27 protein-coding genes are annotated in these 25,533 nt (G+C 68.4%); 21 read left to right on the forward strand and 6 right to left on the reverse strand.

Translation table 11 applies throughout. From position 1 onward, the window contains the following. Window positions 1–594: 594 nt before the first annotated feature. The 6 genes from L0U85_RS11190 to L0U85_RS11215 all read right to left on the reverse strand — a co-directional run bounded on the left by L0U85_RS11190 (window position 595) and on the right by L0U85_RS11215 (window position 4,095). Window positions 595–942: an MmcQ/YjbR family DNA-binding protein gene (locus L0U85_RS11190; protein ID WP_241377843.1), complete on the reverse strand. Its 348-nt coding sequence runs from the start codon at window positions 940–942 to the stop codon at window positions 595–597. Between the two features lie 53 nt (window positions 943–995). Continuing rightward, window positions 996–1,253 (reverse strand): hypothetical protein, encoded by a 258-nt coding sequence (locus L0U85_RS11195; RefSeq protein ID WP_241377844.1) that lies wholly within the window; start codon window positions 1,251–1,253, stop codon window positions 996–998. 44 nt (window positions 1,254–1,297) lie between these two features. Continuing rightward, window positions 1,298–1,792, reverse strand: a complete 495-nt coding sequence (locus tag L0U85_RS11200; RefSeq protein ID WP_241377845.1) for a hypothetical protein — start codon at window positions 1,790–1,792, stop codon at window positions 1,298–1,300. Window positions 1,793–1,800: 8 nt separating this feature from the next. Continuing rightward, on the reverse strand, window positions 1,801–2,424 hold the full coding sequence (locus L0U85_RS11205) for a DUF305 domain-containing protein (RefSeq protein ID WP_241377846.1): 624 nt from the start codon (window positions 2,422–2,424) through the stop codon (window positions 1,801–1,803). Window positions 2,425–2,430: 6 nt separating this feature from the next. Then, entirely contained in the window at window positions 2,431–3,276 is an 846-nt protein-coding gene (locus tag L0U85_RS11210; protein WP_241377847.1) for a DUF3105 domain-containing protein, read from the reverse strand. A 150-nt stretch (window positions 3,277–3,426) separates the two neighbouring features. Then, window positions 3,427–4,095 (reverse strand): DUF3105 domain-containing protein, encoded by a 669-nt coding sequence (locus tag L0U85_RS11215; RefSeq protein ID WP_241377848.1) that lies wholly within the window; start codon window positions 4,093–4,095, stop codon window positions 3,427–3,429. Window positions 4,096–4,203: 108 nt separating this feature from the next. Between L0U85_RS11215 and argS the strand changes: the two genes are divergently transcribed. The 21 genes from argS (at window position 4,204) to L0U85_RS11320 (ending at window position 25,527) form a co-directional block, all read left to right on the forward strand. Further along, entirely contained in the window at window positions 4,204–5,853 is a 1,650-nt protein-coding gene (gene argS, locus L0U85_RS11220; RefSeq protein ID WP_241377849.1) for an arginine--tRNA ligase, read from the forward strand. Continuing rightward, window positions 5,853–7,250, forward strand: coding sequence for a diaminopimelate decarboxylase (gene lysA, locus L0U85_RS11225; protein WP_241377850.1), 1,398 nt, complete (start codon window positions 5,853–5,855; stop codon window positions 7,248–7,250). The genes argS and lysA overlap by 1 nt, the downstream gene beginning before the upstream one ends. 25 nt (window positions 7,251–7,275) lie before the next feature. Continuing rightward, on the forward strand, window positions 7,276–8,553 hold the full coding sequence (locus tag L0U85_RS11230) for a homoserine dehydrogenase (protein ID WP_241377851.1): 1,278 nt from the start codon (window positions 7,276–7,278) through the stop codon (window positions 8,551–8,553). Between the two features lie 6 nt (window positions 8,554–8,559). Further along, window positions 8,560–9,630 (forward strand): threonine synthase, encoded by a 1,071-nt coding sequence (thrC, locus tag L0U85_RS11235; protein ID WP_241377852.1) that lies wholly within the window; start codon window positions 8,560–8,562, stop codon window positions 9,628–9,630. Window positions 9,631–9,683: 53 nt separating this feature from the next. Next, a complete protein-coding gene (thrB, locus tag L0U85_RS11240) occupies window positions 9,684–10,601 on the forward strand; it encodes a homoserine kinase (RefSeq protein WP_241377853.1) in 918 nt (305 codons plus the stop codon). A gap of 543 nt (window positions 10,602–11,144) precedes the next feature. Then, entirely contained in the window at window positions 11,145–13,115 is a 1,971-nt protein-coding gene (gene rho / locus L0U85_RS11245) for a transcription termination factor Rho (protein WP_347177422.1), read from the forward strand. Between the two features lie 177 nt (window positions 13,116–13,292). Continuing rightward, on the forward strand, window positions 13,293–13,523 hold the full coding sequence (rpmE, locus tag L0U85_RS11250) for a 50S ribosomal protein L31 (protein ID WP_241377854.1): 231 nt from the start codon (window positions 13,293–13,295) through the stop codon (window positions 13,521–13,523). A gap of 87 nt (window positions 13,524–13,610) precedes the next feature. Beyond that, window positions 13,611–14,702: a peptide chain release factor 1 gene (gene prfA / locus L0U85_RS11255; RefSeq protein WP_241377855.1), complete on the forward strand. Its 1,092-nt coding sequence runs from the start codon at window positions 13,611–13,613 to the stop codon at window positions 14,700–14,702. Further along, window positions 14,689–15,531: a peptide chain release factor N(5)-glutamine methyltransferase gene (gene prmC, locus L0U85_RS11260; protein ID WP_241377856.1), complete on the forward strand. Its 843-nt coding sequence runs from the start codon at window positions 14,689–14,691 to the stop codon at window positions 15,529–15,531. The genes prfA and prmC overlap by 14 nt, the downstream gene beginning before the upstream one ends. Continuing rightward, window positions 15,528–16,250, forward strand: coding sequence for an L-threonylcarbamoyladenylate synthase (locus L0U85_RS11265; protein ID WP_241377857.1), 723 nt, complete (start codon window positions 15,528–15,530; stop codon window positions 16,248–16,250). Before prmC ends, L0U85_RS11265 begins: the two co-directional genes overlap by 4 nt. Beyond that, window positions 16,247–16,795, forward strand: a complete 549-nt coding sequence (locus L0U85_RS11270; RefSeq protein ID WP_241377858.1) for a phosphotyrosine protein phosphatase — start codon at window positions 16,247–16,249, stop codon at window positions 16,793–16,795. The genes L0U85_RS11265 and L0U85_RS11270 overlap by 4 nt, the downstream gene beginning before the upstream one ends. Further along, complete coding sequence (locus tag L0U85_RS11275) at window positions 16,792–17,193, forward strand: hypothetical protein (protein WP_241377859.1); 402 nt, start codon at window positions 16,792–16,794, stop codon at window positions 17,191–17,193. Before L0U85_RS11270 ends, L0U85_RS11275 begins: the two co-directional genes overlap by 4 nt. 111 nt (window positions 17,194–17,304) lie before the next feature. Further along, a complete protein-coding gene (locus L0U85_RS11280) occupies window positions 17,305–17,541 on the forward strand; it encodes an AtpZ/AtpI family protein (RefSeq protein WP_241377860.1) in 237 nt (78 codons plus the stop codon). 13 nt (window positions 17,542–17,554) lie between these two features. Beyond that, window positions 17,555–18,367, forward strand: a complete 813-nt coding sequence (atpB, locus tag L0U85_RS11285; RefSeq protein WP_241377861.1) for a F0F1 ATP synthase subunit A — start codon at window positions 17,555–17,557, stop codon at window positions 18,365–18,367. A 98-nt stretch (window positions 18,368–18,465) separates the two neighbouring features. Continuing rightward, window positions 18,466–18,669, forward strand: a complete 204-nt coding sequence (locus tag L0U85_RS11290) for a F0F1 ATP synthase subunit C (RefSeq protein WP_241377862.1) — start codon at window positions 18,466–18,468, stop codon at window positions 18,667–18,669. Between the two features lie 18 nt (window positions 18,670–18,687). Beyond that, window positions 18,688–19,230, forward strand: a complete 543-nt coding sequence (locus tag L0U85_RS11295) for a F0F1 ATP synthase subunit B (RefSeq protein ID WP_241377863.1) — start codon at window positions 18,688–18,690, stop codon at window positions 19,228–19,230. Further along, a complete protein-coding gene (locus L0U85_RS11300) occupies window positions 19,230–20,051 on the forward strand; it encodes a F0F1 ATP synthase subunit delta (RefSeq protein ID WP_241377864.1) in 822 nt (273 codons plus the stop codon). Before L0U85_RS11295 ends, L0U85_RS11300 begins: the two co-directional genes overlap by 1 nt. A gap of 42 nt (window positions 20,052–20,093) precedes the next feature. Beyond that, window positions 20,094–21,728, forward strand: a complete 1,635-nt coding sequence (gene atpA / locus L0U85_RS11305) for a F0F1 ATP synthase subunit alpha (RefSeq protein WP_241377865.1) — start codon at window positions 20,094–20,096, stop codon at window positions 21,726–21,728. A gap of 2 nt (window positions 21,729–21,730) precedes the next feature. After that, complete coding sequence (locus L0U85_RS11310; RefSeq protein WP_241377866.1) at window positions 21,731–22,669, forward strand: F0F1 ATP synthase subunit gamma; 939 nt, start codon at window positions 21,731–21,733, stop codon at window positions 22,667–22,669. A gap of 2 nt (window positions 22,670–22,671) precedes the next feature. Continuing rightward, window positions 22,672–24,099, forward strand: coding sequence for a F0F1 ATP synthase subunit beta (atpD, locus tag L0U85_RS11315; RefSeq protein WP_241377867.1), 1,428 nt, complete (start codon window positions 22,672–22,674; stop codon window positions 24,097–24,099). A gap of 327 nt (window positions 24,100–24,426) precedes the next feature. Beyond that, window positions 24,427–25,527: a hypothetical protein gene (locus L0U85_RS11320; RefSeq protein WP_241377868.1), complete on the forward strand. Its 1,101-nt coding sequence runs from the start codon at window positions 24,427–24,429 to the stop codon at window positions 25,525–25,527. The last annotated feature ends 6 nt before the right edge of the window (window positions 25,528–25,533 follow it).

Below are 25,533 nucleotides of genomic sequence, written 5' to 3' on the forward strand. Positions count from 1 at the left end.
TGAACACCACGCCCGAGCGGCCCAAGCCTCCACATCGGCCGCACCGAACCGGCATCCCCTCACAGCCCCCGAACCCGCAGACACAGCCACAGCCACCGATACCGCGACCGCCACAGCCCCGCCACATCCGCCTAACCGGGCCGCGCGAGAGTCCCGCTCCTGCTCCCCACGACCAACCTCCGTGGCCGACAATGCACCCCCGGCCCCACAGCTCCTCATCGCCGATACGCCTGAAGTCCGACCAAAAAGCACGAGCGAGCCGACGACCTCGGCCCTCCCATCCCGCTACCTCGTCATCGCTGCCGCTCTTGGCGCAGGAGAACCATCCAGTCCACTGCTCTCGCCCGCGCACGCGCGGCCATTGCCGGACTCCTCAGGCGCAGCCCTCCAACCACCGCCGACACATCCTCTGCTGCTCCCCGCCCACGACCTCCGTGGCCGACAACTCGCCCCCGACCTCTACTCAGCTCCTTCGTCGCTGACACGTCTGAAGCCGGGCTGAGGAGCACCAGTGAGTTGAAGAGACCAGACCGCTGAATCAGCAGCTCCTATGCGGTCACGGTCTGCCGCCCGGCCGGGGCGGGTGCGCGACCGTCAATTGCTCGAAGCCTCGTAGGCCCTGCGGACCCGGACGGGGGCCTTGAGGAGCCAGGCGTCCTCCACCAGATCCTCCAACTGCTGACGATCGACCAGTTCGAGGTCGACCAGGATCATTCCGTACCCGTCGTAGTGTGGCGTCGTGTAGAACGCCTTGTCGCCCGAGGCCAACAGCGCGGCCTTCTCGCCCGGATCGCACACGATCGCCAGTCCGCCCTCGGCCTCGGTGCGCAGCCGCGCGAAGAACTTGCCCTTGACTTTCAACGATGGTGTCTGCCAGCTCGTGGTCTCCTCGACCTCCGGAAACCGCTGTGCGATCGCCACGACGTCGTCCCATGTCGGCATCTGGAAGCTCCCTTCTTCGCCTCCATGGTCCCGCGGGCCTGTGACAACCGAGCTCAGATCGTGCCGATGTACTCCTGGACGGCGGCGTTCGCGGCCGTCAGCGACTGCATGGCCTCCTCGGCCTTCTCTCGCGCCTGCTGGTACAGCCCGATGGCCTCGCCGGGCTTGTCGTGGGAGCTGTCCTGGGCGGCGCTCGCCGTCGTCCCCGCCGCCTCTTCGGCCTTGGACATGAGTTCGCGCGCGACGCGGGAGGCCTCTTCGCCGTGCTCGACGGCTTGCTGCAGTTGGGCCTTGGCATCGGAGATCGACATCGCCCGAGCCTAATCCGAGAGCGGTGTCGCGACCGGACGCCACGCTAGGGATTGATCCACTCTGCGATGGTGATCAGGCTCGCTGCCGAGACTCCGAGGACCGCCAGGGTCACCACCGCCGCGGCCAGGAGGCGCAGGGGCATCTGGGTCCAGTCCGGGCCGAGCTGGCGGCGCTGGACGGGCATGCTCCGAGAACTCGACGGGCCGGGCTGACTCTCGGCCGCTGGGACCCGCTCGGGCCCCGGCTTCGGCGTGATGCGGGGGAGGAGCTGCGTGTCGCCCTTCGGGCGCTTCGCCCCAGGGTCTTTGATGTGATCGATCTGGACGGTCAGGCCGCTCACCTCGCCGCGTTGGCTGTCGCCGAGGCGGGTGGAGCCGCCGGCGTCGCCACCCATGCGCCGCAGGCTCGAGTCCGTGGCGATGTCGATCTGCACCGTCCGGAACTCACCGGTGCCGCGGACGCCGTCGCCGACCTCCGGCAGTTCACCCGTCGTCGGATGCGACGGGTCCCCGTAGCTCGGGCCCCACCCGTGGCTCATGCCGGTCCCTACTCCTCGCCCCTGTCGCTCATGATGCGGTCCAGGTGGCCTTCCATGTTGCCGATCTCGCCTTGCTGCACGATGACCATCCGCTGCGCCGCCTCGGCGACGTCCTCGTGGTCGGTCAGGTCGAGCACGGTCTCGGCCATGTCGATCCCGCCGATGTGGTGGCGGATCATCAACTCGGCGAACATGATGTCGGCCTCGGCACCGGTGAGGGTTCTGAACTCGGCCATCTGCTCGGCCGTGGCCACGCCCGGCATCAGACCGCCGGTCTCCTCGAGGTCGTGGACGTGCTCGTCACCGGCCCACGCCATCGGCTCACTGCTGCTGAGCTGGACGCCCCAATCGCGCAGCCACGACCGCATCATTCCGATCTCGGCGCTCTGCGCGGTGACGATGTCGTAGGCGATCGCGCGCATCGTCTCGTCCTCGCCGGCCTTCCACTCGTGCATCGCCATGTCGACGGCCTGCTGGTGGTGGGTCTGCATGTCGCGGGCGAAGCCGGCCTCCGGGGAGTCGTTGGCGGGCGTCGACGTGGCCGACACCCAGCCGACTGCGAACCCGGCGGCGAGCATCAGCGCCGCCGTGACCGCGACCAGGACAGCGGGCCTCTGCCACAGGCGACTCATCCGGATCTAGCCCTCTCCTTCGGAGTCGGCGGTCTCCATCTCCTCGAGCAGCGCCGTCATCTCCTCTTCGCTCATCTCAGTCTCGCCCCCGGCGGCGTCGGCGGTCGTGGTCGACACGCCGTTCCCGCAAGTCGCGTTCATCTCGGCGAGGTTGTCGCCGTTCTGGATGTAGTGGTTGAGGTACTCGTCGATCTTCGGGTCGTCCACGTCGTCGGTCTGGTACTGGTTGCCCCACGACTGGAGCGAGACGGCGACGCCCTGGCTCGGGTAGGGGCTCATGAAGCTGTAGTTGCGGCCGGAGATCTTCCCGGACAGCGTGGCGGCCTGGTCCTCGTCGACGAGTTCGGGGTCGTAGGTGAGCCACACGGCGCCGTGTTCGAGGGAGTGGACGGCGTTGCCGTCGACGATCGGGGCGTTGTAGACCGTGCCCTCGCAGTTCTGCCAGTTGCCGAGGTGGTTGCCGCCGGCGGGCGGGGTCAACTCGTACGTGGGGTTGGTGCCGTCCCACGCCGGGTCGCTGTCGACGTGCGTCTGCTGCACCACCCACGGGTGTTCGAGGTCCTCCTCGGTGACCTCGCCGTCGTCGAGCGCCTCGGACACGGTCGAGTAGTTCTCGTACTCGCCGTAGAAGTTGGTCACGCCCTCGGGCGCCTGGCTGCGGTCCCAGACGACGAACGCGGCAGCCACGATCAGACCGATCGCGACCACGCCGACGCCGGAGAAGGTGAGGATGAGCCCCCACGGCTTCGGTTGCCGCACTTGGACGGCGGGGCCCTTGCGGCCCGCGTTCTTCGCGGACTTCGAGCCCGAGCCCTTGCCGGACTTCGAGGAGTTCTGCTTCTTAGGTGCCATATCGCGCGGAGAGCCTTATTCGTCGACTTCTGGATGATTGTGGCCGCAGCGCCGGGAACAGACCCAGTGATGCATGCTCGCGTACGCCACCATACCCGGTCGACCTTTTGCACCGTGTCGGAGAGAGGCTTACGACACTCCGGCGGGGTCTCACTCGGCGAGCGTGGCGAGTCCGCCCGAGCAGGTCGCCATCGTCTCGGGGTTGAACGCCTCATTGAGGATGTACACGTCGAGGTAGTCGTCGATCTTCGGGTCTTCGGCGTCGTCGGTCTGGTACCGGTTGCCCCACGACTGGAGCGAGACGGCGACGCCCTGGCCCGGGTAGGGGCTCATGAGGCTGTAGTCGCGCCCTGAGATCTTCTCCGACAGCGCGGCCACCTGCGGCGCGTCGACCAGTTCGGGGTCGTAGGTGAGCCACACGGCGCCGTGTTCGAGGGAGTGGACGGCGTTGCCGTCGACGATCGGCCCGTCGTAGACCGCGCCGTCGCAGGTCTGCCACGCGCTCAGGTGGTCGCCCCCGGCGGGCGGGGTCATCTCGTACACCGGGGGCTCGCCGTCCCAGCCGGCGGAAGCGTCGACGTGGTCCTGCTGCACCACCCACGGGTGTTCGAGGTCCTCCTCGGCGACCTCGCCGTCCCGGATCGCCGCGGTCACGGTCGCGTAGTCGCCGAATTCACCGTAGAAGTTCTCCACGCCCTCGACCTCGGACTGAGTGGTCGCGAGCTCCGGATCCTCCGAGCCGGACCCGTCGGTGCTGCATCCGGCAGCGATGAGGGCGGTGCCGGCGAGGGCGGCGAAGCGGGTGCGGGCGGTGGTCATACCTGGAGGCCTTCCGTACGGTGCCGGGACAGCCCGGAGCTTACCGCGCGAGGCCACAAGGGCGTTTATCACTCGCAGGGCCGGAACGAGGGCGTCTACGATTGCGTGGTGACTCCTGAGACGCTCGCAGAGAAAGTGCTGTCCGCCACGCGCGCCGCGTTCGAGGCCCTAGGGCTCGACGCCGCCGCCCTGCCCGCCGTGACCGCCGTGGAGCGACCCCGGAACCCCGAGCACGGGGACTACGCCTCCACGATCGCGCTCCAGGTGGCCAAGAAGGTCGGCGCCAACCCGCGAACGCTGGCTCAGGAGATCGCCGGCCGCCTCGCCGACGTAGACGGTGTCGCCGCGGTCGACATCGCCGGTCCCGGCTTCATGAACATCACCCTCGACGCGGCCTCCGCCGGCGAGATCGCCCGGCAGATCGCTGCCGCCGGCACCGCCTACGGCTACAACGACTCCATGGAGGGCCGGCACGTCAACCTGGAGTTCGTCTCGGCGAACCCGACCGGCCCGGTCCACGCCGGCGGCACCCGCTGGGCCGCCGTCGGCGACGCGCTGGCCAGGATCATGCGCGCCTCTGGCGCCAAAGTGATCTCCGAGTACTACTTCAACGACGCCGGCGCCCAGATCGACCGCTTCGCCGCCTCGCTGCTCGCCAGCGCCAAGGGCGAGCCGGCGCCCGATGACGGCTACGGCGGCGCCTACATCGACGAGATCGCCCAGAAAGTGCTCGAACGGCAGCCCGGCGCGCTGGAGTCCGACGACCCGCGGGAGGTCTTCCGGGTCGAGGGCGTCGATCTGATGTTCGCCGAGATCAAGGCGACTCTCACGGACTTCGGCACCCACTTCGACGTGTACTTCAACGAGAAGGACCTCCACGACAAGGGCGAGCTCGACGTCGCTGTGGAGCGGCTGGCCGGCCAGGGCCACGTGTTCGAGGCCGACGGGGCGACCTGGCTTCGCACCACCGAGTTCGGCGACGACAAGGACCGGGTGATCAAGCGCTCCGACGGCTCCTGGACGTATTTCGCCGCGGACTGCGCCTACTACCTGGACAAGCGCGAGCGCGGTTTCGACAAGCTCGTGCTCATGCTGGGGGCGGACCACCACGGCTACATCGGCCGGATGCAGGCCATGAGCCGGGCGTTCGGCGACGAGCCGGGCACGCTGGAGATCCTCATCGGGCAGATGGTGAACCTGCTGCGGGACGGCAAGCCGGTGCGCATGTCGAAGCGGGCCGGTACCGTGGTGACGCTCAACGACATCGTCGACGCCATCGGCATCGACGCCACGCGGTACGCGCTCACCCGCTTCTCCGCGGACTCCTCGATCGACCTCGATATCGAGCTGTGGACCAAGCACGGGAACGACAACCCGGTCTACTACGTGCAGTACGCGCACGCCCGCATCGCCGGGGTGCTGCGCAACGCCGCCGAGCTCGAGATCGACAAGGGCGACGCCTACGACGCCTCGCTGCTCTCGCACCCGCGCGAGAACGACCTGCTCAAGGCCCTCGCCGAGTTCCCGTCGGTGGTCGCGTCCGCGGCCGAGCTGCGCGAGCCGCACCGGATCGCCCGCTACGCCGAGGACCTCGCCGGGGCCTACCACCGCTTCTACACCGACTGCCGGGTGCTGCCGCGCGCCGGCGAGGAGTTCTCCGAGACCGGACGGGCCCGACTGTGGCTGGTCGACGCCACCCGCGTCGTCCTCGCCAACGCCCTCGGCCTGCTCGGCGTCACGGCCCCGGAGCGCATGTGATGCGCATCCACGAAGCCGGCGCGATGCACGGCGACTTCTCCGCCCTGAGCCCTGCCTGGCTGGGTGTGCCCGACGACGTCAACGCCCTGCTCCCGCAGCTGTGGGCCTCCGGCGTCGAACGCTCCGACGAGGGCGTCCTGCACATCGGCGGCCTCAGCGTCGATGAGCTCGCCACCGAGTTCGGCACGCCCGCCTACGTCCTCGACGAGGACGACTTCCGGGCGCGCTGCCGCGCCTGGGCCGAGGCCTTTCCCGACGCCGACGTGTACTACGCCTCGAAGGCCTTCTGCTCCAAGGCGGTCTTGCGGGCCGCCGCGGAGGAGGGCCTGATGGTCGACGTCTGCACCGCCGGCGAACTGGCCGTGGCCCTCGCCGCCGGGGTCGAGCCGAACCGCCTGGGCTACCACGGCAACAACAAGTCGCAGAGCGAGCTGCGCCGGGCCGTCGAGCTTGGCGTCGGCCGCATCGTCGCCGACTCCTACACCGAGATCGAGCGCATCGGCGCGATCGCGGCCGAGCTCGGCACCAGGCCGCACGTGATGATCCGCGTCAACGTCGGCGTCGAGGCCCACACCCACGAGTACATCGCCACCGCCCACGAGGACCAGAAGTTCGGGTTCTCACTTGCCGACGGTGACGCCTACGAGGCCGCGCGGCGCGTCGCCGCGTCGCCGGACTTGTACCTGGCCGGCCTGCACTCCCACATCGGCTCCCAGATCTTCGACACCTCGGCGTTCGAGGTCTCGGCCGCGCGGCTGGTCCGCCTGTTCGCGAAGCTCCAGGCCGAGATCGACGAGCCGATGGGCGACCTCGACCTCGGCGGTGGTTTCGGCATGGCCTACACCAGCCAGGACGACCCGCAGCCGCCGTCGGACATCGCCGCATCGCTCGGCAAGATCGTCCAGGCCGAATGCGATGCCGCCGGCATCGGCGCCCCGCGCCTGTCGATCGAGCCCGGCCGCACCCTCATCGGCCCGGCCGTGTTCACCCTCTACGAGGTCGGCACCGTCAAGCCCGTCATGCTCTCGCAGGGCGCCTCGCGCCTGTACGTGTCGGTCGACGGCGGAATGAGCGACAACATCCGCCCGGCGCTGTACGACGCCTCCTACTCGGCCACGCTCGCCTCGCGGTCCTCTTCGGCAGCCCCGGCCCTCGCCCGAGTAGTGGGAAAGCATTGCGAAGCCGGCGACATTGTTGTTAAAGATGAGTTCCTACCCGCCGACGTCGCCCCGGGCGACCTGCTCGCCGTACCGGGCACCGGCGCCTACTGCCGGTCCATGGGCTCGAATTACAACCACGTGCCCCGCCCGCCCGTCGTCGCCGTCCGCGGAGGCCAGGCCAGAGTGATCCTCGCCCGTGAAACGGTCGACGACCTCTTGCGCCTCGACGTCGGCTAGAACCAACCGGAAAGGTAAACAGCGAATGAAACTCGCGCTACTCGGATGCGGCACCGTCGGCAGTGAAGTCGTGCGCCTCATGCGAACGCGCGGGGAGGAGCTGGCGGCCAGGGTCGGCGAGAAGGTCGAGATCGCCGGCATCGCCGTCCGCCGCGCCGACCGCGACCGCTCGCACCTGCCGGTCGACCAGTCGCTGTTCACCACCGACGCGCTCGGCCTGATCAAGCGCGACGACGTCGACATCGTCGTCGAAGTCGCCGGCGGCATCGAACCGGCCCGCGGCTGGATCACCACCGCACTCGGCGAAGGCAAGTCCGTCGTCACCGCCAACAAGGCGCTGCTCGCCGAGGACATGCCGGCGCTGGCCGCCTCCGCGAAGGCCGGCGGCGCCGACCTGTACTACGAGGCCGCCGCCGCGGCGGCGATCCCGCTCATGCGCCCGCTGCGCGAGTCGCTGCACGGCGACAAGATCATCCGCGTCCTCGGCATCGTCAACGGCACCACGAACTACATCTGCACGCAGATGTCGCAGACCGGCGCGAGCTTCACCGAGGCGCTCGCCGAGGCGACCGAGCTCGGATACGCCGAGGCCGATCCGACCGCCGACGTCGACGGCTACGACGCCGCCGCCAAGGCCGCGCTCATCGCCTCGCTCGCCTTCCACACGCACGTCGACCTCTCCGAGGTCTACCGCGAGGGCATCACCGCCGTCAGCCCCGCCGACATCGCCTCGGCCGCCGCCGAGGGCCGCGTCGTCAAGCCGCTGTGCATCGCGACCCGCGAGGAGGACGGCGTCTCCGTGCGCGTCCACCCCGCGATGATCCCCGCGACCCACCCGCTCGCCAACGTCAACGGCGCCTACAACGCCGTGTTCGTCGAGGCCGAGTCGGCCGGGCGGCTCATGTTCTACGGTGCGGGAGCCGGAGGGACCGAGACGGCCTCGGCCGTGCTCGGCGATATCGTGGCCGTGGCGCGCAACAAGCGCGGCGGGATCACGGCGTTTCCTCCGGAGGCCGCTTATTCGGACCTGCCGGTGAAACACATCGGTGAGGCCCGCACCCGCTACCACGTCAGTCTCGACGTCGTCGACGAGCCGGGCGTGCTCGCCCGCGTGGCGGCGACCTTCGCCCACCACGGGGTCAGCCTCGCGACCGTCCACCAGTCGGGCAGGGGCGACGAAGCCCAGCTCGTGGTCGTCACCCACATCGCCGCCGACGGGCAGCTGTCGGACACCGTAGAGGAACTGTCGCAGTTGACGTCGGTCCACCAGGTCACCAGCGTCATGCGCGTCGAAGGAGAATAGGACGACATGTCCCCGTCTGCAATGCGCCCGGGGTGGCGCGGCCTCATCGAGGAATTCCGGGATCGGCTCCCGGTCACCGACGCCACCCCCGTAGTGACGCTCCAAGAGGGAGGGACGCCGTTGCTGCCCGCCCCGGTCATCTCCGAGAAGACCGGCTGCGACGTCTACCTCAAGATCGAGGGCCTCAACCCGACCGGCTCCTTCAAGGACCGCGGCATGACCATGGCCGTCTCCAAAGCCGTCGAGGAGGGCTCCAAGGCCGTCATCTGCGCCTCGACCGGCAACACGTCGGCCTCGGCCGCCGCCTACGCGGCCCGCGCGGGGATCACCTGCGCCGTGCTCGTCCCAGCCGGGAAGATCGCCCTCGGCAAGCTCGCGCAGGCCCTGGTCCACGGCGCGAAACTGCTCCAGCTCGAAGGCAATTTCGACGACTGCCTGACCATCGCGGACAAGCTCTCCCAGGACTACCCGGTCACGCTGGTCAACCACATCAACCCGAACCGGATCCAGGGGCAGAAGACCGCCGCGTTCGAGGTCGCCGCCGTCCTCGGCGACGCCCCCGACATCCACTGCCTCCCGGTCGGCAACGCCGGGAACATCACCGCCTACTGGCTGGGCTACAACGAAGACCGCGAGGCCGGGAACGTCACCAAGCTGCCCCGGATGCTCGGCGTCCAGGCCGCCGGCGCCGCCCCCATCGTGAACGGCCACGTCGTCGAGCACCCGCAGACCATCGCCACCGCCATCCGCATCGGCAACCCCGCGTCGTGGACCAGGGCACTCGACGCCGAGAAGGAGTCGGGCGGCAGGATCATCGCCGCCACCGACCGCGAGATCCACGCCGCCTACATGCTCCTGGCCCGCAGCGAAGGCGTCTTCGTCGAGCTCGCCAGCGCCGCCAGCGTCGCCGGCCTGCTCAAGCAGGCCGAGGCCGGATGGCTCGACAAAGGCCAGACGGTGGTCTGCACCGTGACCGGCAACGGACTCAAGGACCCCGACTGGGCCGTGTCCACCGCGCCGCAGCCGCTGACCGTCCCGGTGGACGTCGTCCAGACCGCGACCGCATTGGGACTGTAGTGGTGGAGCAGAACGACCGCAATGTCGCTCGGGGGCGGGAGACGGGTGGGACCATGAGACGGGCAGCGTCCGTGCGGGTTCCGGCGACCTCCGCCAACCTCGGGCCCGGCTTCGACTCGCTCGGCCTCGCCCTCGAACTGTTCGACGAGGTGACCGCCGCGACGACGGCGTCCGGCGTCGCAGTCGAAGTGGAGGGTGAAGGCGAAGGGACCGTCGCCTCCGACGAGCGCCACCTGGTCGCCGCCGCCATGCTGCGCACCTTCGAGACGCTCGGTGTCAAGGCGCCGGGCCTGCACCTGAAGTGCCGCAACCGCATCCCGCATGCGCGCGGCCTCGGCTCCTCCTCAGCGGCGATCGTCGCCGGGATCATGCTCGCGGACGAACTCGCCGGGACCGGCATGCCCACGGCCGACAAGCTCGCGCTGGCCAGCGAGATCGAGGGCCACCCCGACAATGTGGCGCCGTGCCTGCTGGGCGGCTTCACCATCGCTTACACCACTGAGGACGGCGCGCAGGCGGTCGGTCTCGATCCTTCGCCGCGGCTCCGCCCGTGGGCGTTCGTCCCGTCGCAGAAGGGGCTGACCGCCGCCGCGCGGGCGGCCCTGCCGGAACAGGTCACGTACGCCGACGCGGTCTTCAACCTTTCCCGTGCCGCGCTCCTGGTCGACGCGGTCACGCGCACGCCCTCGCGGCTGTTCGACGCCACCGACGACCGGCTCCACCAGTCCTACCGGGCGAGCGGGATGCCGGAGAGCATGCACTTGTTGAGGGAGCTGCGCTCCGCCGGGATAGCGGCCGCGGTGTCGGGGGCGGGGCCGACCGTCATCGCCCTGAGCGTCGAGGGCGGTCCCGTACCGCACGAGGCCGCGGGGTTCACGGCCATGAAGCTCAGCGTCGCCGACGGTGCGGCCATAGTTCCCACCAGCGCAAACTCTGCCTCGCAGGCGTCGCCGGGGTCTAAGGGCAAGTGATCTTCGGGTCCGTTGGTGATATCGGTCCGCGTGCGCTACTATTCCCCGTAGACGACCACCCGGTGTCGTGACTGCTCGAAGCCTTGATTATGCTTGTAGTCACAACAGCTGCGGCGCATCCAGCGCACGCCTGATCTCTTGTTTGGGTCATCACCCTCAATCATGGATTTGTGACTTTGCATAGCTCTAGCGTGACATGGCACAGTTCAGACTTCGCATCCGTGAAGTTCCGCGTGTGGCGTTGGGGCCTCGGCTCCGGCGAGTATCGCAATCACGTTTCGCACCGTGCGCGTCGATCATCAATCGCGGGCTGTCGAGTCGCAGGCCCAGATGCTCCATCGGAGCAGGGAACGTCTGCTCAGCCGACTGTCCCAGGGTGTACCCAGGACCAGCTGTTGCATTACAACCACCGCGCCCATCTGAGAGCGCGCGGTGGGCGAAGCGATGGCGGGACGCAAACCAGAACATCGGCATTGCGGCTATTTGAAAGACGCGGAAACTCCTCGAATTCGATTCGAAGTTCTCCGCCAGGGAAGGAATCCATTGAGCGACACCACCGGCACGACGTCGGACCGGAATAGCAGTGCGGCGTCGGCTCCGGGCACACTCCCGGAGACCAAGAAGCGTCGCCGGGCAGGAACCGGTTTGGCCTCTATGCTGATGCCCGAGCTCCAGCAGATGGCGCAATCGCTCGGCATCACCGGCGTTGGCCGGATGCGCAAGAGCGAACTGATCGCGGCCATCCAGACGAAGCAGGCTGACGGCTCGGAGTCCGGCGGTGCCAGCGCAGAACAGGAGGCCCCGCCAGTGCCTGACTCCGAACGAACACCGACCACAGAGGTCACGTCGACCGCCGTCGACGCCGCCCCGACCGAGAGCGCGACCAGCGACTCCGACGAGGGCGCCGCCGAAGGCGCCGACGCCAAGAGCGGCGGCTCCGTCCGCCGCGCCACTCGCCCCGCAGGGCCGCCGCAGCCGCGGCGCCGACAGGGCCAGGGCGTGGCCCGCGAAATCGCCGACGGCGAACGCGACGCCGCTCCCGCAGAAGCCAAGAAGACCACCGCGCCCGCCGCCGAAGAGTCCGAGGAGGACCGCCCGGTCCGGCGCCGCCGGGTCCGCGGAGGCGAGCGAAGCGAGCAGTCCGAGCCCCGCGCCGAGCGCCGCTCCGAGGAGACCGAGACGATCGAGCGCGAAGACCGCGCCGAGCGCCGCGGCGACCAGCGAGGCGACCAGCGCGACGACTCCGGCGACGGCAACCGCCGCCGCAAGCGCCGCGACCGCTCCGACCGTCGCCGCTCCAGCGGCAACAACCGCGGGAACGAGGACTTCGAGCGCGGAGGCGGCCAGAACGACGAGCAGCTCGTGCCCGTCGGCGGCATCCTCGACATCCTCGACAACTACGCGTTCATCCGCACCACCGGCTACCTGGCCGGCCCGGACGACGTCTACGTGTCGATGTCGCAGGTCCGCAAGCACAGGCTCCGCCGCGGCGACGCCATCACCGGTGCGGTCAAACCCAGCCGCGGAGGCAACGACGAGGGCAACGGGCAGGGCGGCGGCAAGCAGCGCCGCGAGAAGTACAACCCGCTCGTCCGCCTCGACACCGTCAACGGCATGAGCCCCGACGACGCCAAGAACCGCGACGACTTCTACAAGCTCACGCCGCTGTACCCGCAGGAGCGCCTGCGCCTGGAGACCGAGCCGAACGCGATCACCTGCCGGGTCATCGACCTGGTGGCACCGATCGGCAAGGGCCAGCGGGCCCTCATCGTCTCCCCGCCCAAGGCCGGCAAGACGATGGTGCTCCAGGCGATCGCGAACGCGATCACCACGAACAACCCGGAGTGCCACCTGATGGTGGTCCTGGCCGACGAGCGGCCCGAAGAGGTCACCGACATGCAGCGCTCGGTCAAGGGCGAGGTCATCGCCTCGACCTTCGACCGCCCGCCGTCGGACCACACCACCGTCGCCGAACTCGCGATCGAGCGCGCCAAGCGCCTGGTCGAACTCGGCCACGACGTGGTCGTCCTTCTCGACTCGATCACCCGACTGGGCCGGGCGTACAACAACGCCTCCCCGGCCTCGGGCCGGATCCTGTCGGGAGGCATCGACTCCACCGCGCTCTACCCGCCGAAACGGTTCCTGGGTGCGGCCCGGAACATCGAGCACGGCGGCTCGTTGACGATCCTCGGCACCGCGCTGGTCGAGACCGGCTCCATGGGCGACACGGTCATCTTCGAGGAGTTCAAGGGCACCGGCAACGCCGAGCTCAAGCTCGACCGCAAGATCGCCGAGAAGCGCACCTGGCCGGCCATCGACGTCCACCAGTCGAGCACCCGCAAGGACGAGCTCATGATGAGCCCCGAGGAGCAGGCCGTCATGCTGAAGCTCCGCCGGGTCCTGTCCTCGCTGGAGCCCCAGCAGGCCATCGACCTGCTCATCGACCGGCTCAAGAAGACGCAGACGAACGCCGAGTTCCTGATGTCGATCGTCAAGACGACGCCCGGGGACTAGCGCGGCCGTTCCGTGAGGCCGCTCTGGTTGAGAGCGGCCTCACGGCCTAAAATTGTGTGTCGGTGCGCCGCCGGGCGCGCCTGTTGCCAAGTGCCTCGAGTGTCGAGGCCTGATGCGGTACCGGTTCACGGTCCGAGCTCGCTCGGACCGACCCGGCGACCGAGAGAAAGGGAAGCAATGAAGCAGGGCATCCACCCTGAATACGCCGTCACGGAGGTGACCTGCTCCTGCGGGAACAGCTTCACCACCCGCTCGACGGCGACCAGCGGCAAGATCCAGGCTGCGACGTGCAACAAGTGCCACCCGTTCTACACGGGCAAGCAGCGCATCCTCGACACCGGCGGTCGCGTGGCCAAGTTCAAGGCCCGCTACGCCAAGGCGCAGGAGAAGACCCAGGCCGGCAAGTAGCTTCAGCGCGCAGCGCCCGTGCCCGAGGCACGGGCGCTGCGCGCTTTTTGTCCGCTGAACCACCGGCCTGCTCTTCGAAGGGACCACATGTCTACCGCCGCTGACAACCGCCTGGCCTCGCTCCTCGCCGAGTACCACGACCTCGAGGCGCAGATGGGCGACCCCGCCCTGCACGCCGACCCGGCCCAGGCCAAGCGCGTCGGCCGCCGCTACGCCGAGCTCACCCCGGTCGCCAAGACCGCCGTCGAGATCGCGAGCGCCAAGGACGACCTGGAGACCGCCGCCGAGCTCGCCGGCGAGGACGCCGAGTTCGCCGAAGAGGCCGAGCGCCTCCGCAAGACGATTCCCGAGCTGGAGTCCAAGCTCGCCGAGCTGATGATCCCGCGCGACCCCGACGACTCCAAAGACGTCATCATCGAGATCAAGGCCGGTGCAGGCGGCGAGGAGTCGGGCCTGTTCGCGGGCGACCTCATGCGCATGTACCTGCGCTACTTCGAACGCCGTGGCTGGGCCGTCGAGACCCTGGAGATGGTGCCGACCGACCTCGGCGGCATCAAGGACTCCTCGATCGCGGTGCGCACCAAGGGAGCCCCCGAAGGCGGCAACGGGGTGTGGTCCCGCATGAAGTTCGAGGGCGGCGTCCACCGCGTCCAGCGCGTCCCGGTCACCGAGTCCCAGGGGCGCGTCCACACCTCGGCCGCGGCCGTCGTCGTCATGCCCGAGGCCGAAGAGGTCGACGTCGAGCTCAACATGAACGACGTCCGCGTCGACGTCTACCGCTCCTCCGGTCCCGGCGGGCAGTCGGTCAACACCACCGACTCGGCCGTCCGCCTCACCCACGAGCCCACCGGCATCGTCGTCACCTCGCAGAACGAGAAGAGCCAGCTCCAGAACAAGGAGGCCGCGCTCCGAGTCCTGCGCGCCCGCCTGCTCGCCAAGCAGCAGGAGGAGGCCGACGCCGCCGCGGGCGAGGCCCGCCGTTCGCAGGTGCGCACCGCCGACCGTTCCGAGCGGATCCGCACCTACAACTTCCCGCAGAACCGGCTCACCGACCACCGGATCGGCTTCACCGCCTACAACCTCGACCACGTGATGGAAGGCGAGCTCGACGAGGTCCTCGACGCCCTCGCCACCGCAGACCGGGCCGAGCGCATGGCCGGCGGAGATGACAAGCACTAACTGGTCCACGGCCGTCGCCGAAGCCGCCGGGAGGCTCGCCGCCGCCGGCGTCCCCTCGCCGCGCGTCGACGCCGAACTGCTCGCCGCCCACGTCTCCGGGCTGCGCCGCGGGCAGCTGCTCACCGCCGGCGCCCCGGCAGAGACGGAACTGACCGCGTTCGACTCACTCGTCGCCAGGCGCTGCACCCGCGAGCCGCTCCAGCACCTGACCGGCTCGGCCGCGTTCCGCTACGCCGAGCTGGCCGTCGGCCCCGGTGTGTTCGTGCCCAGGCCCGAGACCGAGCTGCTCGTGGACTGGGCCCTGGACCACCTTCCCGAAGGCGCCACCGTCATCGACGCCTGCTCCGGGTCGGGCGCGATCGCCCGGTCCATCGCCACCGAGCGCCCCGACTCCAAGGTGTGGGCCGTGGAGGCCGACCCCGACGCCTTCGAATGGATGGAGTCGAACCTCGCCGGCACCGGCGCGAACCCCGTCCTCGCCGACGCCGTCGCAAGAGGCACCCTCGCCGAACTCGACGGGCTGGTCGACCTCGTCGTGGCCAACCCGCCGTACGTCCCGATGGACATCGAGGTCGCCCCTGAAGTCGAGTTCGACCCCTCCGGAGCGGTCTACGCCGACGCCGCGGGCCTCGCGGTCATCCAACCGCTCGCGCTGCGCGCGGCGCGCTGGCTCAGGCCCGGCGGCTGGTACGGCTTCGAGCACGACGACACTCATGGCCGGGCCGCCCCAGAGATCCTGCGGGTGTCGGGCTTCACCGACGTCGCCGACCACGAGGACCTGGCGGGGCGCGCGCGCTTCGCCACAGGACGGATAGAGTTGTCGCCGTGAGGCTGTTCAACTGCAGGAAGATCAAAGACCGCGCCACCGGGCTCAAGTCCGCCACGCGTGCCGTCAACGGCGGCAAACTCGTCGTGCTCCCGACCGACACCGTCTACGGAATCGGATGCGACGCCTTCTCCCATACCGCTGTGCGGGCGCTGCTCGCCGCGAAGGGCCGAGGGCGCGACATGGCCCCGCCGGTGCTCATCGGGTCCAAGCGAGCCCTCGACGGGATCGCCTCGAACATCTCCGATTCGGCCAAGGAGATCATCGAGGCGTTCTGGCCCGGACCGCTCACCGTCGTCGTCCCCTACACGCCGACCCTGACCTGGGACCTCGGCGACACCGACGGGACCGTGGCGGTGCGCATGCCGCTGCACCCGCTCGCGCTCGAACTGCTCAAGGAGACCGGCCCGATGGCCGTCTCCTCGGCCAACAAGACCGGGCTGCCTCCCGCCGAGACCGCGGCCGACGCCAAGACCCAGCTCGGTTCGGACGTCACCGTCTACCTGGAGGCCGGCCCCTCCGATGACAACCGGCCGTCGACCATCGTCGACTGCGTCGCCGACCCGCCGCAGGTCCTGCGCGAGGGGGCCCTGACCGTCGAGCAGATCCGCAAGATCGTGCCCGACGTGCTCGACGCCGACGGCTACGGCCCCGGCGAGCGCCCCGAAGACCAGGAGACCGAGGACGAGTCCGCCGAGGAACCCGAGGAAGCGCAGGCATGAGCGCGCCCTTCTCGGTCCTGCACGTCTGCACCGGCAACATCTGCCGGTCGCCGATGTCCGAGCGCATCCTCGACGGGCTCACCGGCGATGACGTGTTCAATCACGGTGCCGGGATCTCCAGCTTCCACGACGGCGATCCGATGCAGGCGAACTCCGCCCGCGAACTCGACGAGCGCGGCTTCGAATCCGACGGCCACCGCGCCCGCCACATCGAGCGCGAGCACGTGGAGTCCTCGGACCTGATCCTCGTCGCCACGGTCGGGCACCTGGACTACATCGCCGACCGCTTCCCCGAATCGGTCGACAAGACCTTCCTGGTCCGCCAGTTCGGGGCCATCGCCGCCGCCACGGCAGCCGAGCTGCCCGACGGCGACGCGGTCACCAGGGGCAAGGCCCTGGTCGCCACCGCCGCCAAGCGACGCGGAGACTACTCCGAGACCGACCTGTCCGACCCCTGGGGCCTGGGCCGCGCGGTCTACTCCCAGATCGCCGACCAGCTCGAGGACGCCCTCGAACCCGTCGCCGACGCCCTGGACGCATCGTGAAGACGGCCCGCGGATTCCTGAAACCGTGCTTCGCCGCAGCGGGGATCGCGGTGGTGCTCGCCGCCTTCATAGGCCTCCTCGTCGACGGCCCGGCGGCCGCCGGGGGAGCGGCCGCCGGAGTCGCCCTCGCCTCACTCGGCTTCGCCGCATCGGTGTGGGCCGTCGCAGGGGCCGAAAAGATTGACTTCCGTCTCACTTTGCCCGTGGCTTTGGTCACGTACACGGTCAAACTGACGGTGTTCGCCATTGCACTGTGGGCGGTCAAATCCACGGGCTGGGATGTGGTGTGGCCGATGGCCGTCGGCATCATCGGCGGTGCAATTGTATGGCTCACGACACAGGGAATCTGGCTATACAGGGCGAAAATCCCCTATATCGAACTCAGCGATCGCACCTGAAGCGCTTGTGCCGCTTGTTTCGTTGAGGTTGACAAACGCGCACGAACGCTGCTTGCCTCGTCCGGCCCGGCGCTCGCTTCCCGCGCAGGTCCTGTTAGAGTTCACCCCGACATGGCCGACAAGAAATCCCCCGATGACAAACCTCAGCCCGACGGTTCAGAAATGGGTTGGCGTGCTCTGGGTTATCTCTTGTCCGGGATCATCTTCTGGGGTGGTCTCGGCTATCTGGTCGACCTGTGGCTCGGACTGCCCAAAGTCGGGCTCCTGGTAGGGATGCTTGTCGGTGCTGCAGCAGGTATGTACCTGCTGATCAAGCAGATGTCGAAGTTATTGACCGACACTGACTGAGAGGCGTGACTCGGTGACCGACTCAGCCATGGTGCTGGCCGCAGAAGAGAGCCACTTTCCCCCCGGGATCGGCAGTTTCGACTTTCGAGACTGGTTCACGGGTCTGAGCGAGACCGCTCTCGCCAACGTGTTCACGACGATCACTTTCGCCGTCTGGCTCACCGTCGCCGTGCTCATCGTGTTCTTCCTGTGGGCCTACCGAAAGCCTCGGATCGTGCCCACCAAGCGGCAGTGGCTCGCCGAATCCGCTTACGGCTTCATCCGCAACACGGTCGCCATCGACCTGCTCGGCAAGCAGACCGGGGTGCGTTTCGCGCCCTATCTCGCGACGCTGTTCTTCTTCATCCTGATCATGAACTTCTGGGCCATCGTGCCCGGCGTCCAGATCTCCCCGAACGCGCACATCGCCTTCCCCGCGACTCTGGGCGTCATCTCCTGGTTGATCTACAACTACGTAGGCATCAAGAAGCACGGTTTCGTCGGCTACATGAAGATGACCTGCGTGCCGCCTGGAGCGCCGTGGTTCATCTACCCGCTGCTGATCCCGATCGAGTTCCTCCAGAACATCATCCTGCGCCCGGTCACCCTGGCCCTGCGACTGTTCGCGAACATGTTCGCCGGCCACCTCATCCTGCTGGTGTTCATCCTCGGCGGTTTCGAACTGCTGAACTCCGAGAACATCTTCATCCAGGGCCTGTCTGTCTTCTCGTTCGCCATGGGCATCGCCATGACGCTGTTCGAGCTCATCGTCATCCTGCTGCAGGCCTACGTCTTCACCCTGCTGACCGGCATGTACATCCAGGGATCCCTCGCGGACGAGCACTAGGAGACCGTCGCTCTTCGCCCCCGAATTACCAGTTTTCGAATTGAACAACATCGTGCGCGTGACGGACACGCCACGCTGACACCTAGGAGAAAAACGCCATGGAAGGCACTCTCAACGTCGTCGGATACGGCCTCGCTGCGATCGGCCCCGGTATCGGTGTCGCCCTGATCTTCGCCGCGTGGATCACCGCCACTGCCCGTCAGCCCGAGTCGGCCGGTATCACCCGCCCGATGCTGTTCATGGGCTTCGCGCTGGTCGAGGTTCTGGCCCTGTTCGGCCTGGTCCTCGCCTTCGCCCTTTAACCCACAAACGGAGCGATCATGATTCAAGCCGCCGAAGGAGGGTCGGGAATTCTCTTCCCGATCTGGCAAGAGATCGTCGTAGGTGCGATCGCCTTCGGTCTGCTGTGCTTCGTGCTCATGAAGTTCGTCTTCCCCCGCATGGAGAAGACCTTCGAAGCACGAGTCGACGCGATCGAAGGTGGCATCGAGCGAGCTGAGCGGGCCCAAGAAGAGGCCAACCAGACGCTCGAGGAGTACCGCCGCAAGTTGGCAGGCGCCCAGGAAGAGGCCGCGGCCATCCGTGACGAGGCCCGTGCCGACGCCATCGCGGCCAAGGAGGAGATCCTCGTCTCCGCCCGAGAAGAGGCCAACCGCATCATCGCGGCCGGTCATGCCCAGGTCGAGGCCTCGCGCCAGCAGCTCGTCCGCGAGCTGCGCAGCGACGTCGGCAACCTGGCGGTCGACCTGGCCGGGAAGATCATCGGCCAGCGACTGGCAGGCGACGCCTCGACCGAGCAGACCGTCGACCAGTTCCTCGCGCAACTGACCGACGACACTGCTGAAGCGAGCGGAGCACGCTGATGTCGACGACTGGACGCGAAAGCATCGAGGCCGGCCGCGAGATCCTGGAGGCGTTCGCCTCGGGGGCCACGGCCGAGCAGCTCACCGAGTGCGGCGATCAGCTGCTTGACGTGACGCGGTTCCTCGTCGACCAGCCTCGGCTGCGTCGCGCCCTGTCCGACCCGTCCCGTGAGGCGGACGACCGGGAGGGCCTGGTGCGGCGACTGCTCGCCGGCCAGGTCGACGCGGCCGCGACCGACATAGTGGCCGAGCTGGTGAAGGGCCGCTGGGGCTCCACCTCCGAGCTCGTAGACGGATGCGAGGCCCTCGCCGTCAAGGCGCTGCTCGCGGCCGGAGCGAAGGAGGGCACCCTCGCCGACATCGAAGACCAGCTGTTCCGATTCGGGCGCCTGGTTGACGGTGACGCCGATCTGTCGTCAGTATTGGACTCGACCGGATCCGACCCCAAGGGTCGGGCCATCCTGGTCGAGCGCCTGCTCGACGGGAAGGCCGAACCGGTGACGGTCAAGCTTGCCGCCGCCGCGTGCTACGGCATCGGCGGACGCGGCTTCCACGCGTCGCTGGCCCATCTCGTCGAGTCCGCAGCCGCGGCGCGCGACGAGGCCGTGGCCTACGTGACCGTGGCCAAGCCGCTCGACGAGTCCGGTGAGCGCAAGCTCGCCGCCAAGCTCAGCCTCGTCTACGGTCGCCCCGTCGGTGTCAAGATCACCGTCGACCCGGCGATCGTCGGAGGCATCCGGGTGCAAGTCGGCTCGGACCTGTGGGACGGAACCGTCTCACGCCGACTCGACGAAGCCCGCCACGCCTTGGCCGGACGCTGAGATCCAGCCGGTAATGCTGAAAGAAGGAAGGTAAACGTTCAGATGGCTGAATTGACCATCTCCTCCGACGAGATTCGTAGTGCGCTCGACGACTACGTCTCGTCGTACCGGCCGGAGATCTCGCGTGAAGAGGTCGGTACCGTCACCAGCGCAGGCGACGGCATCGCCATCGTCGAGGGCCTGCCCTCGGCCATGGCCAACGAGCTGCTCGAGTTCGAGGGCGGCGTGATGGGCCTGGCCCTGAACCTCGACGTCCGCGAGATCGGCGCCGTCCTGTTGGGCGACCCGGTCAAGGTCGCCGAGGGCCAGTCCGTCAAGCGAACCGGCAAGGTCCTGTCCGTGCCGGTCGGCGACAAGTTCCTCGGCCGCGTCGTCGACGCGCTGGGCAACCCGATCGACGACCTGGGCGAGATCGAGGCCGAGGGTGAGCGCGAGCTCGAACTCCAGGCCCCCAACGTCATCAACCGCCAGTCGGTGTCCGAGCCGGTCGAGACCGGCATCAAGGCCATCGACTCGATGACCCCCATCGGCCGCGGCCAGCGCCAGCTGATCATCGGCGACCGCAAGACCGGAAAGACCCAGGTCTGCATCGACACGATCATCAACCAGCGCGCCAACTGGGAGTCCGGTGACCCGAAGAAGCAGCTTCGCTGCATCTACGTGGCCGTCGGCCAGAAGGGCTCGACCGTCGCCGGCATCAAGGCGATGCTCGAAGCCCACGGCGCGATGGAGTACACCACCATCGTCACGGCGAACGCCGACGAGCCCGCCGGCCTGAAGTACCTGGCGCCCTACACCGGTTCGGCCATCGGCCAGCACTGGATGTACGGCGGCAAGCACGTCCTCATCGTCTTCGACGACCTGTCGAAGCAGGCCGAGGCATACCGCACCGTGTCGCTGCTGCTGCGCCGCCCGCCGGGCCGCGAGGCCTTCCCGGGCGACGTGTTCTACCTGCACTCCCGCTTGCTGGAGCGCTGCGCGAAGCTCTCCGACGACCTCGGCGGCGGGTCTCTCACGGGCCTGCCGATCATCGAGACCAAGGCCGGCGACATCTCGCAGTTCATCCCGACCAACGTCATCTCCATCACCGACGGCCAGGTGTACCTCGAAGAGGGCCTGTTCAACTCGGGTGTGCGTCCGGCCATCAACGTCGGTACCTCGGTCTCCCGTGTCGGTGGCGCCGCGCAGACCAAGGGCATGCGATCGGTCGCGGGTTCGCTGCGACTCGACCTTGCCCAGTACCGCGAGCTGGAGGCCTTCGCGGCCTTCGCCTCCGACCTCGACGCGGCCTCCAAGGCGCAGCTCGAACGCGGTCTGCGCATGGTGGAGCTGCTCAAGCAGGGCGTGGCCGAGCCGTTCCCGATGGGGGAGGAGACCATCTCCATCTGGGCCGGCACCGCCGGTGAGCTCGACGACATCCCGGTGGGCGAGGTCCGCCGCTTCGAGGTCGAGTTCCTGTCCTACATGAGGGCCAACCACGCCGACGTCATCGCCACCCTCGGCGAGGGCAAGACCAAGGTCACCGGCGACATCGAGCAGAGCCTGAAGAGCGCCATCGCCAAGTTCAAGAAGATGTTCAAGGCCGCGGCCGACGGCATCGTCGTGAACGAGGAGCCCGAGGACGCGCTCGAAGGCGAAGTCGACGTCGAGACCGTCAAGCGCGTCAAGAAGGGTTAGCCATGTCAGCGCAGCTTCGAGTGCTGCGGCAGCGGCTCAAGTCGACCCAGTCCATCAAGAAGATCACCAAGGCGATGGAACTGGTGGCCACGAGCCGCATCGCCAAGGCGCAGGACCGGGTGGCGGCCTCGATGCCGTATGCCCGCGCCATGACGAACGTCATGACCTCGCTGGCGACCAACGCCTCGATCAACCACCCGCTGCTCCAGCCGCGGGATCGGGTACGCCGGGCCGGCGTGCTGATCGTGACCTCCGACAAGGGCATGTGCGGGGCGTACAACGCGAACCTGCTCAGGACCGCGGAGCAGCTGATCACGCGCCTGTCCGAGGACGGCAAGATCCCGGTGCTGTACGTCGCCGGTCGCAAGGGAGTGGGCTACTACCAGTTCCGCGACCGCGCGATCGAGGCGTCGTGGACGGGGTTCTCCGAGCAGCCGAAGGTCGCCGACGCCCAGGAGATCACCAGGACGCTGCTGACGGCGTTCATGGCCGGGGCCGACGACGAAGGTGACGATCCCGGTTCGGACGGTATCCTCGGAGTGGACGAATTGCACATTGTTCACACCAGGTTCGTCTCGCTGCTGACGCAGACCCCCGAACCGCGGCAACTGGCTCCCCTCGAAGTCGAGGAGGTGGAGGAGCACGAGCTCGAAGAGAGCGTGCTGCTTCCCGACTACGAATTCGAGCCGAACCCGGAGGCGCTGCTCGACGCGCTGCTGCCGAAGTACTTGACGACTCGGATCTACGCGGCGTTGATCGACGCCGCCGCGAGCGAGTCCGCGTCCAGGCGTCGAGCCATGAAGGCCGCGACCGACAATGCCGAAGAGATGATCAAGACCCTGCGGCGGAGCGCCAACGCAGCGCGGCAGGCGGCGATCACGCAGGAGATCAGCGAAATCGTGGGTGGGGCCAGTGCCCTTTCCGCCGCAGGAAGAGAGTGACGATGACTGACACTGATGGAGTGGGGCGCGTCGTACGGGTCATCGGGCCGGTCGTCGACGTCGAGTTCCCGCGCAACGCCATGCCGGAGATCTTCAACGCGCTGCACGTTGACATCACCTACACCGGCGAGAAGAACACGCTGACCATGGAGGTGGCCCAGCACCTGGGCGACAACCGGGTCCGCGCGATCTGCATGGCGCCGACCGACGGCCTGGTCCGGGGCACCGAGGTGCGCGACACCGGTTCCCAGATCACCGTGCCGGTCGGCGACGGCATCAAGGGCAAGGTCTTCAACGCCATCGGCGAGTGCCTCAACCTCGAAGAGGGCGAGGAGCTGCAGTACGACGACCGTTGGAACATCCACCGCCACGCTCCGGCGTTCGCGGACCTGGAGCCGAAGACCGAGATGCTGGAGACCGGCATCAAGGTCATCGACCTGCTCGCCCCGTACGTCAAGGGCGGCAAGATCGGCCTGTTCGGCGGCGCCGGTGTGGGCAAGACGGTGCTCATCCAGGAGATGATCATCCGCGTCGCCCAGAACTTCGGCGGTTCCTCGGTGTTCGCCGGCGTCGGCGAGCGCACCCGTGAGGGCAACGACCTCATCGCCGAGATGGGCGAAGCGGGCGTGTTGGAGAAGACCTCGCTGGTGTACGGCCAGATGGACGAGCCGCCGGGCGTGCGTCTTCGCGTGGCGCTGTCGGCCCTGACGATGGCGGAGTACTTCCGCGACGTCAAGAACCAGGAGGTGCTGCTCTTCATCGACAACATCTTCCGGTTCACCCAGGCCGGCTCCGAGGTCTCGGCCCTGCTGGGCCGCATGCCTTCGGCGGTGGGCTACCAGCCGACGCTGGCCGACGAGATGGGTGAGCTCCAGGAGCGCATCACCTCGCTGCGCGGCAAGGCGATCACCTCGATGCAGGCCGTGTACGTCCCTGCGGACGACTACACCGACCCGGCGCCGTTCACCGCGTTCACCCACCTGGACGCGACGACGAACCTGGAGCGGAAGATCTCCGACAAGGGCATCTACCCGGCGGTCGACCCGCTGGCGTCGAACTCCCGCATCCTTGAGCCCGAGGTCGTCGGGTCCGAGCACTACCAGGTCGCCAGCCAGGTGAAGCAGATCCTGCAGAAGTACAACGAGCTGCAGGACATCATCGCGATCCTCGGTATGGACGAGCTGTCCGAGGAGGACAAGCTGGTCGTGGGCCGGGCCCGCCGCATCGAGCGGTTCCTGTCGCAGAACACCTACGCGGCCAAGCAGTTCACCGGCGTCGACGGTTCGTTCGTCCCGGTGAAGGAGACCGTGGAGGCGTTCAAGAAGATCGCAGAGGGCGAGTACGACCACTTCCCCGAGCAGGCGTTCTTCATGTGCGGTGGTCTCGAAGACCTCCACAAGAACGAAGAGGAGCTCCGCAAGAAGGGCTAGCCCTTCCTGCGACGTTCCGACCGTGGCCCCCGACCTCGTATGAGGCCGGGGGCCGCGGCGTATCCGCACACGCCGAACGCGGAGTGAGCGCGGTTGTGGACGACCTGGTCGCGAAACGGGTCTCCTTGCAGCATTACCTCAGAGCGCATGTGTCGGCGGCACTGAGGCGAGCACGGCAGCTCGCTGCTGAAACGCGCTGCGGCGTATTCGAGGGCGTGTCGCACCTCTGCGGGGCCCTCCGGTTGCTAGCCTCGGTCGATGGGCGAAAAACCTGAACCGTCCCATTCCGAACGCTATATCCGATCCTTTCCCCCTGCAACGAGAGTCGTGCATGTCGGTCCGCATAAGACCGGTACGACGGCGCTCCAGGGGGCTCTCCACGCGGCCCGCGGCCGCCTCGCCGAGCACGGGGTGTGGCTGCCGAGCCCGTCTCGCAACCCGGTCGAGGAGATCAAGGAGGGCGTGCGGCCCCGGCCGGACGACCCGGATCGGGGCCGGTGGCGCCGACTCGTCGAGGCCGTGGCGCAGACCGGCGAGCGGATCGGGGTGATCAGCAGCGAGTTCTTCGCCGACGCTGAAGCGGAAGGCTGCCGCCGGGTCGTCGACGACCTCGGCGGCCCGGACGTGCACATAGTCGTCACCTTGAGGCCGCTCGCGAAGATCCTGCCCTCCCAGTGGCAGCAGCACGTCCAGAGCGGCATGTCCACCCACTACGAGCCATGGCTCGAGGCGCTGTTCGAACCGGATCCGACCGACCGCGCGGCCTTGGCGTTCTGGCACCGCCACCGCCACGACCGCTTCGTCGAGCGCTGGGCCGAGGCCGCTGGAGAGGATCGCGTCACCGTTCTCGTCGTCGACGATCGAGAACGCGACCGGCTCCTGCTCGACTTCGCAGCCCTTCTCGGCCTGCCCGAGGGAACGCTCCGGCCCGCGAAGGGTGCGGGGAACCGGTCCTTGACCGCCGCCGAGATCGAGATCGTGCGCCATTGCGCCGAGGCCAGCGAGAAGCGCGGATGGCATCTGTCGGACTTCCGCAAGTACGTCCGCTACGGCGTGGTGCCCCGCCTCAAGACCGGCCGAACCCCGCCGCCCGAGGAGGCCCGGATCGCCACGCCCGCCTGGGCCGTCGCCCGGGCCGCCGAGATCGGCTCGTCCATGGCCGAGCGGATCACCGAAACCGGCGTCCGCGTCATCGGCGACCTCGACCTCCTCGCCGGCAAGCACGTCGAGTCCGCCGAAGCCGGCGAGCACCGCCTCGACCCGTCCGTGACCGCCCAGGCCATCCTCAGCTGCATGTCGGTCGTCTTGCGCGACGGCGAAGCCGCGGCGGCCGCCGCGGCCGAAGTCGAGCGTGCCCGTTCCCAGTCGATCCTCCGGACCGTCTCGCAACGCGCGCGGGGACGCTTGGCTCGCAACCGCAACCGGTGAGGTACC

It is taken from the genome of Glycomyces sp. L485 (assembly GCF_022548875.1).
Lineage (GTDB): Bacteria > Actinomycetota > Actinomycetes > Mycobacteriales > Micromonosporaceae > Glycomyces.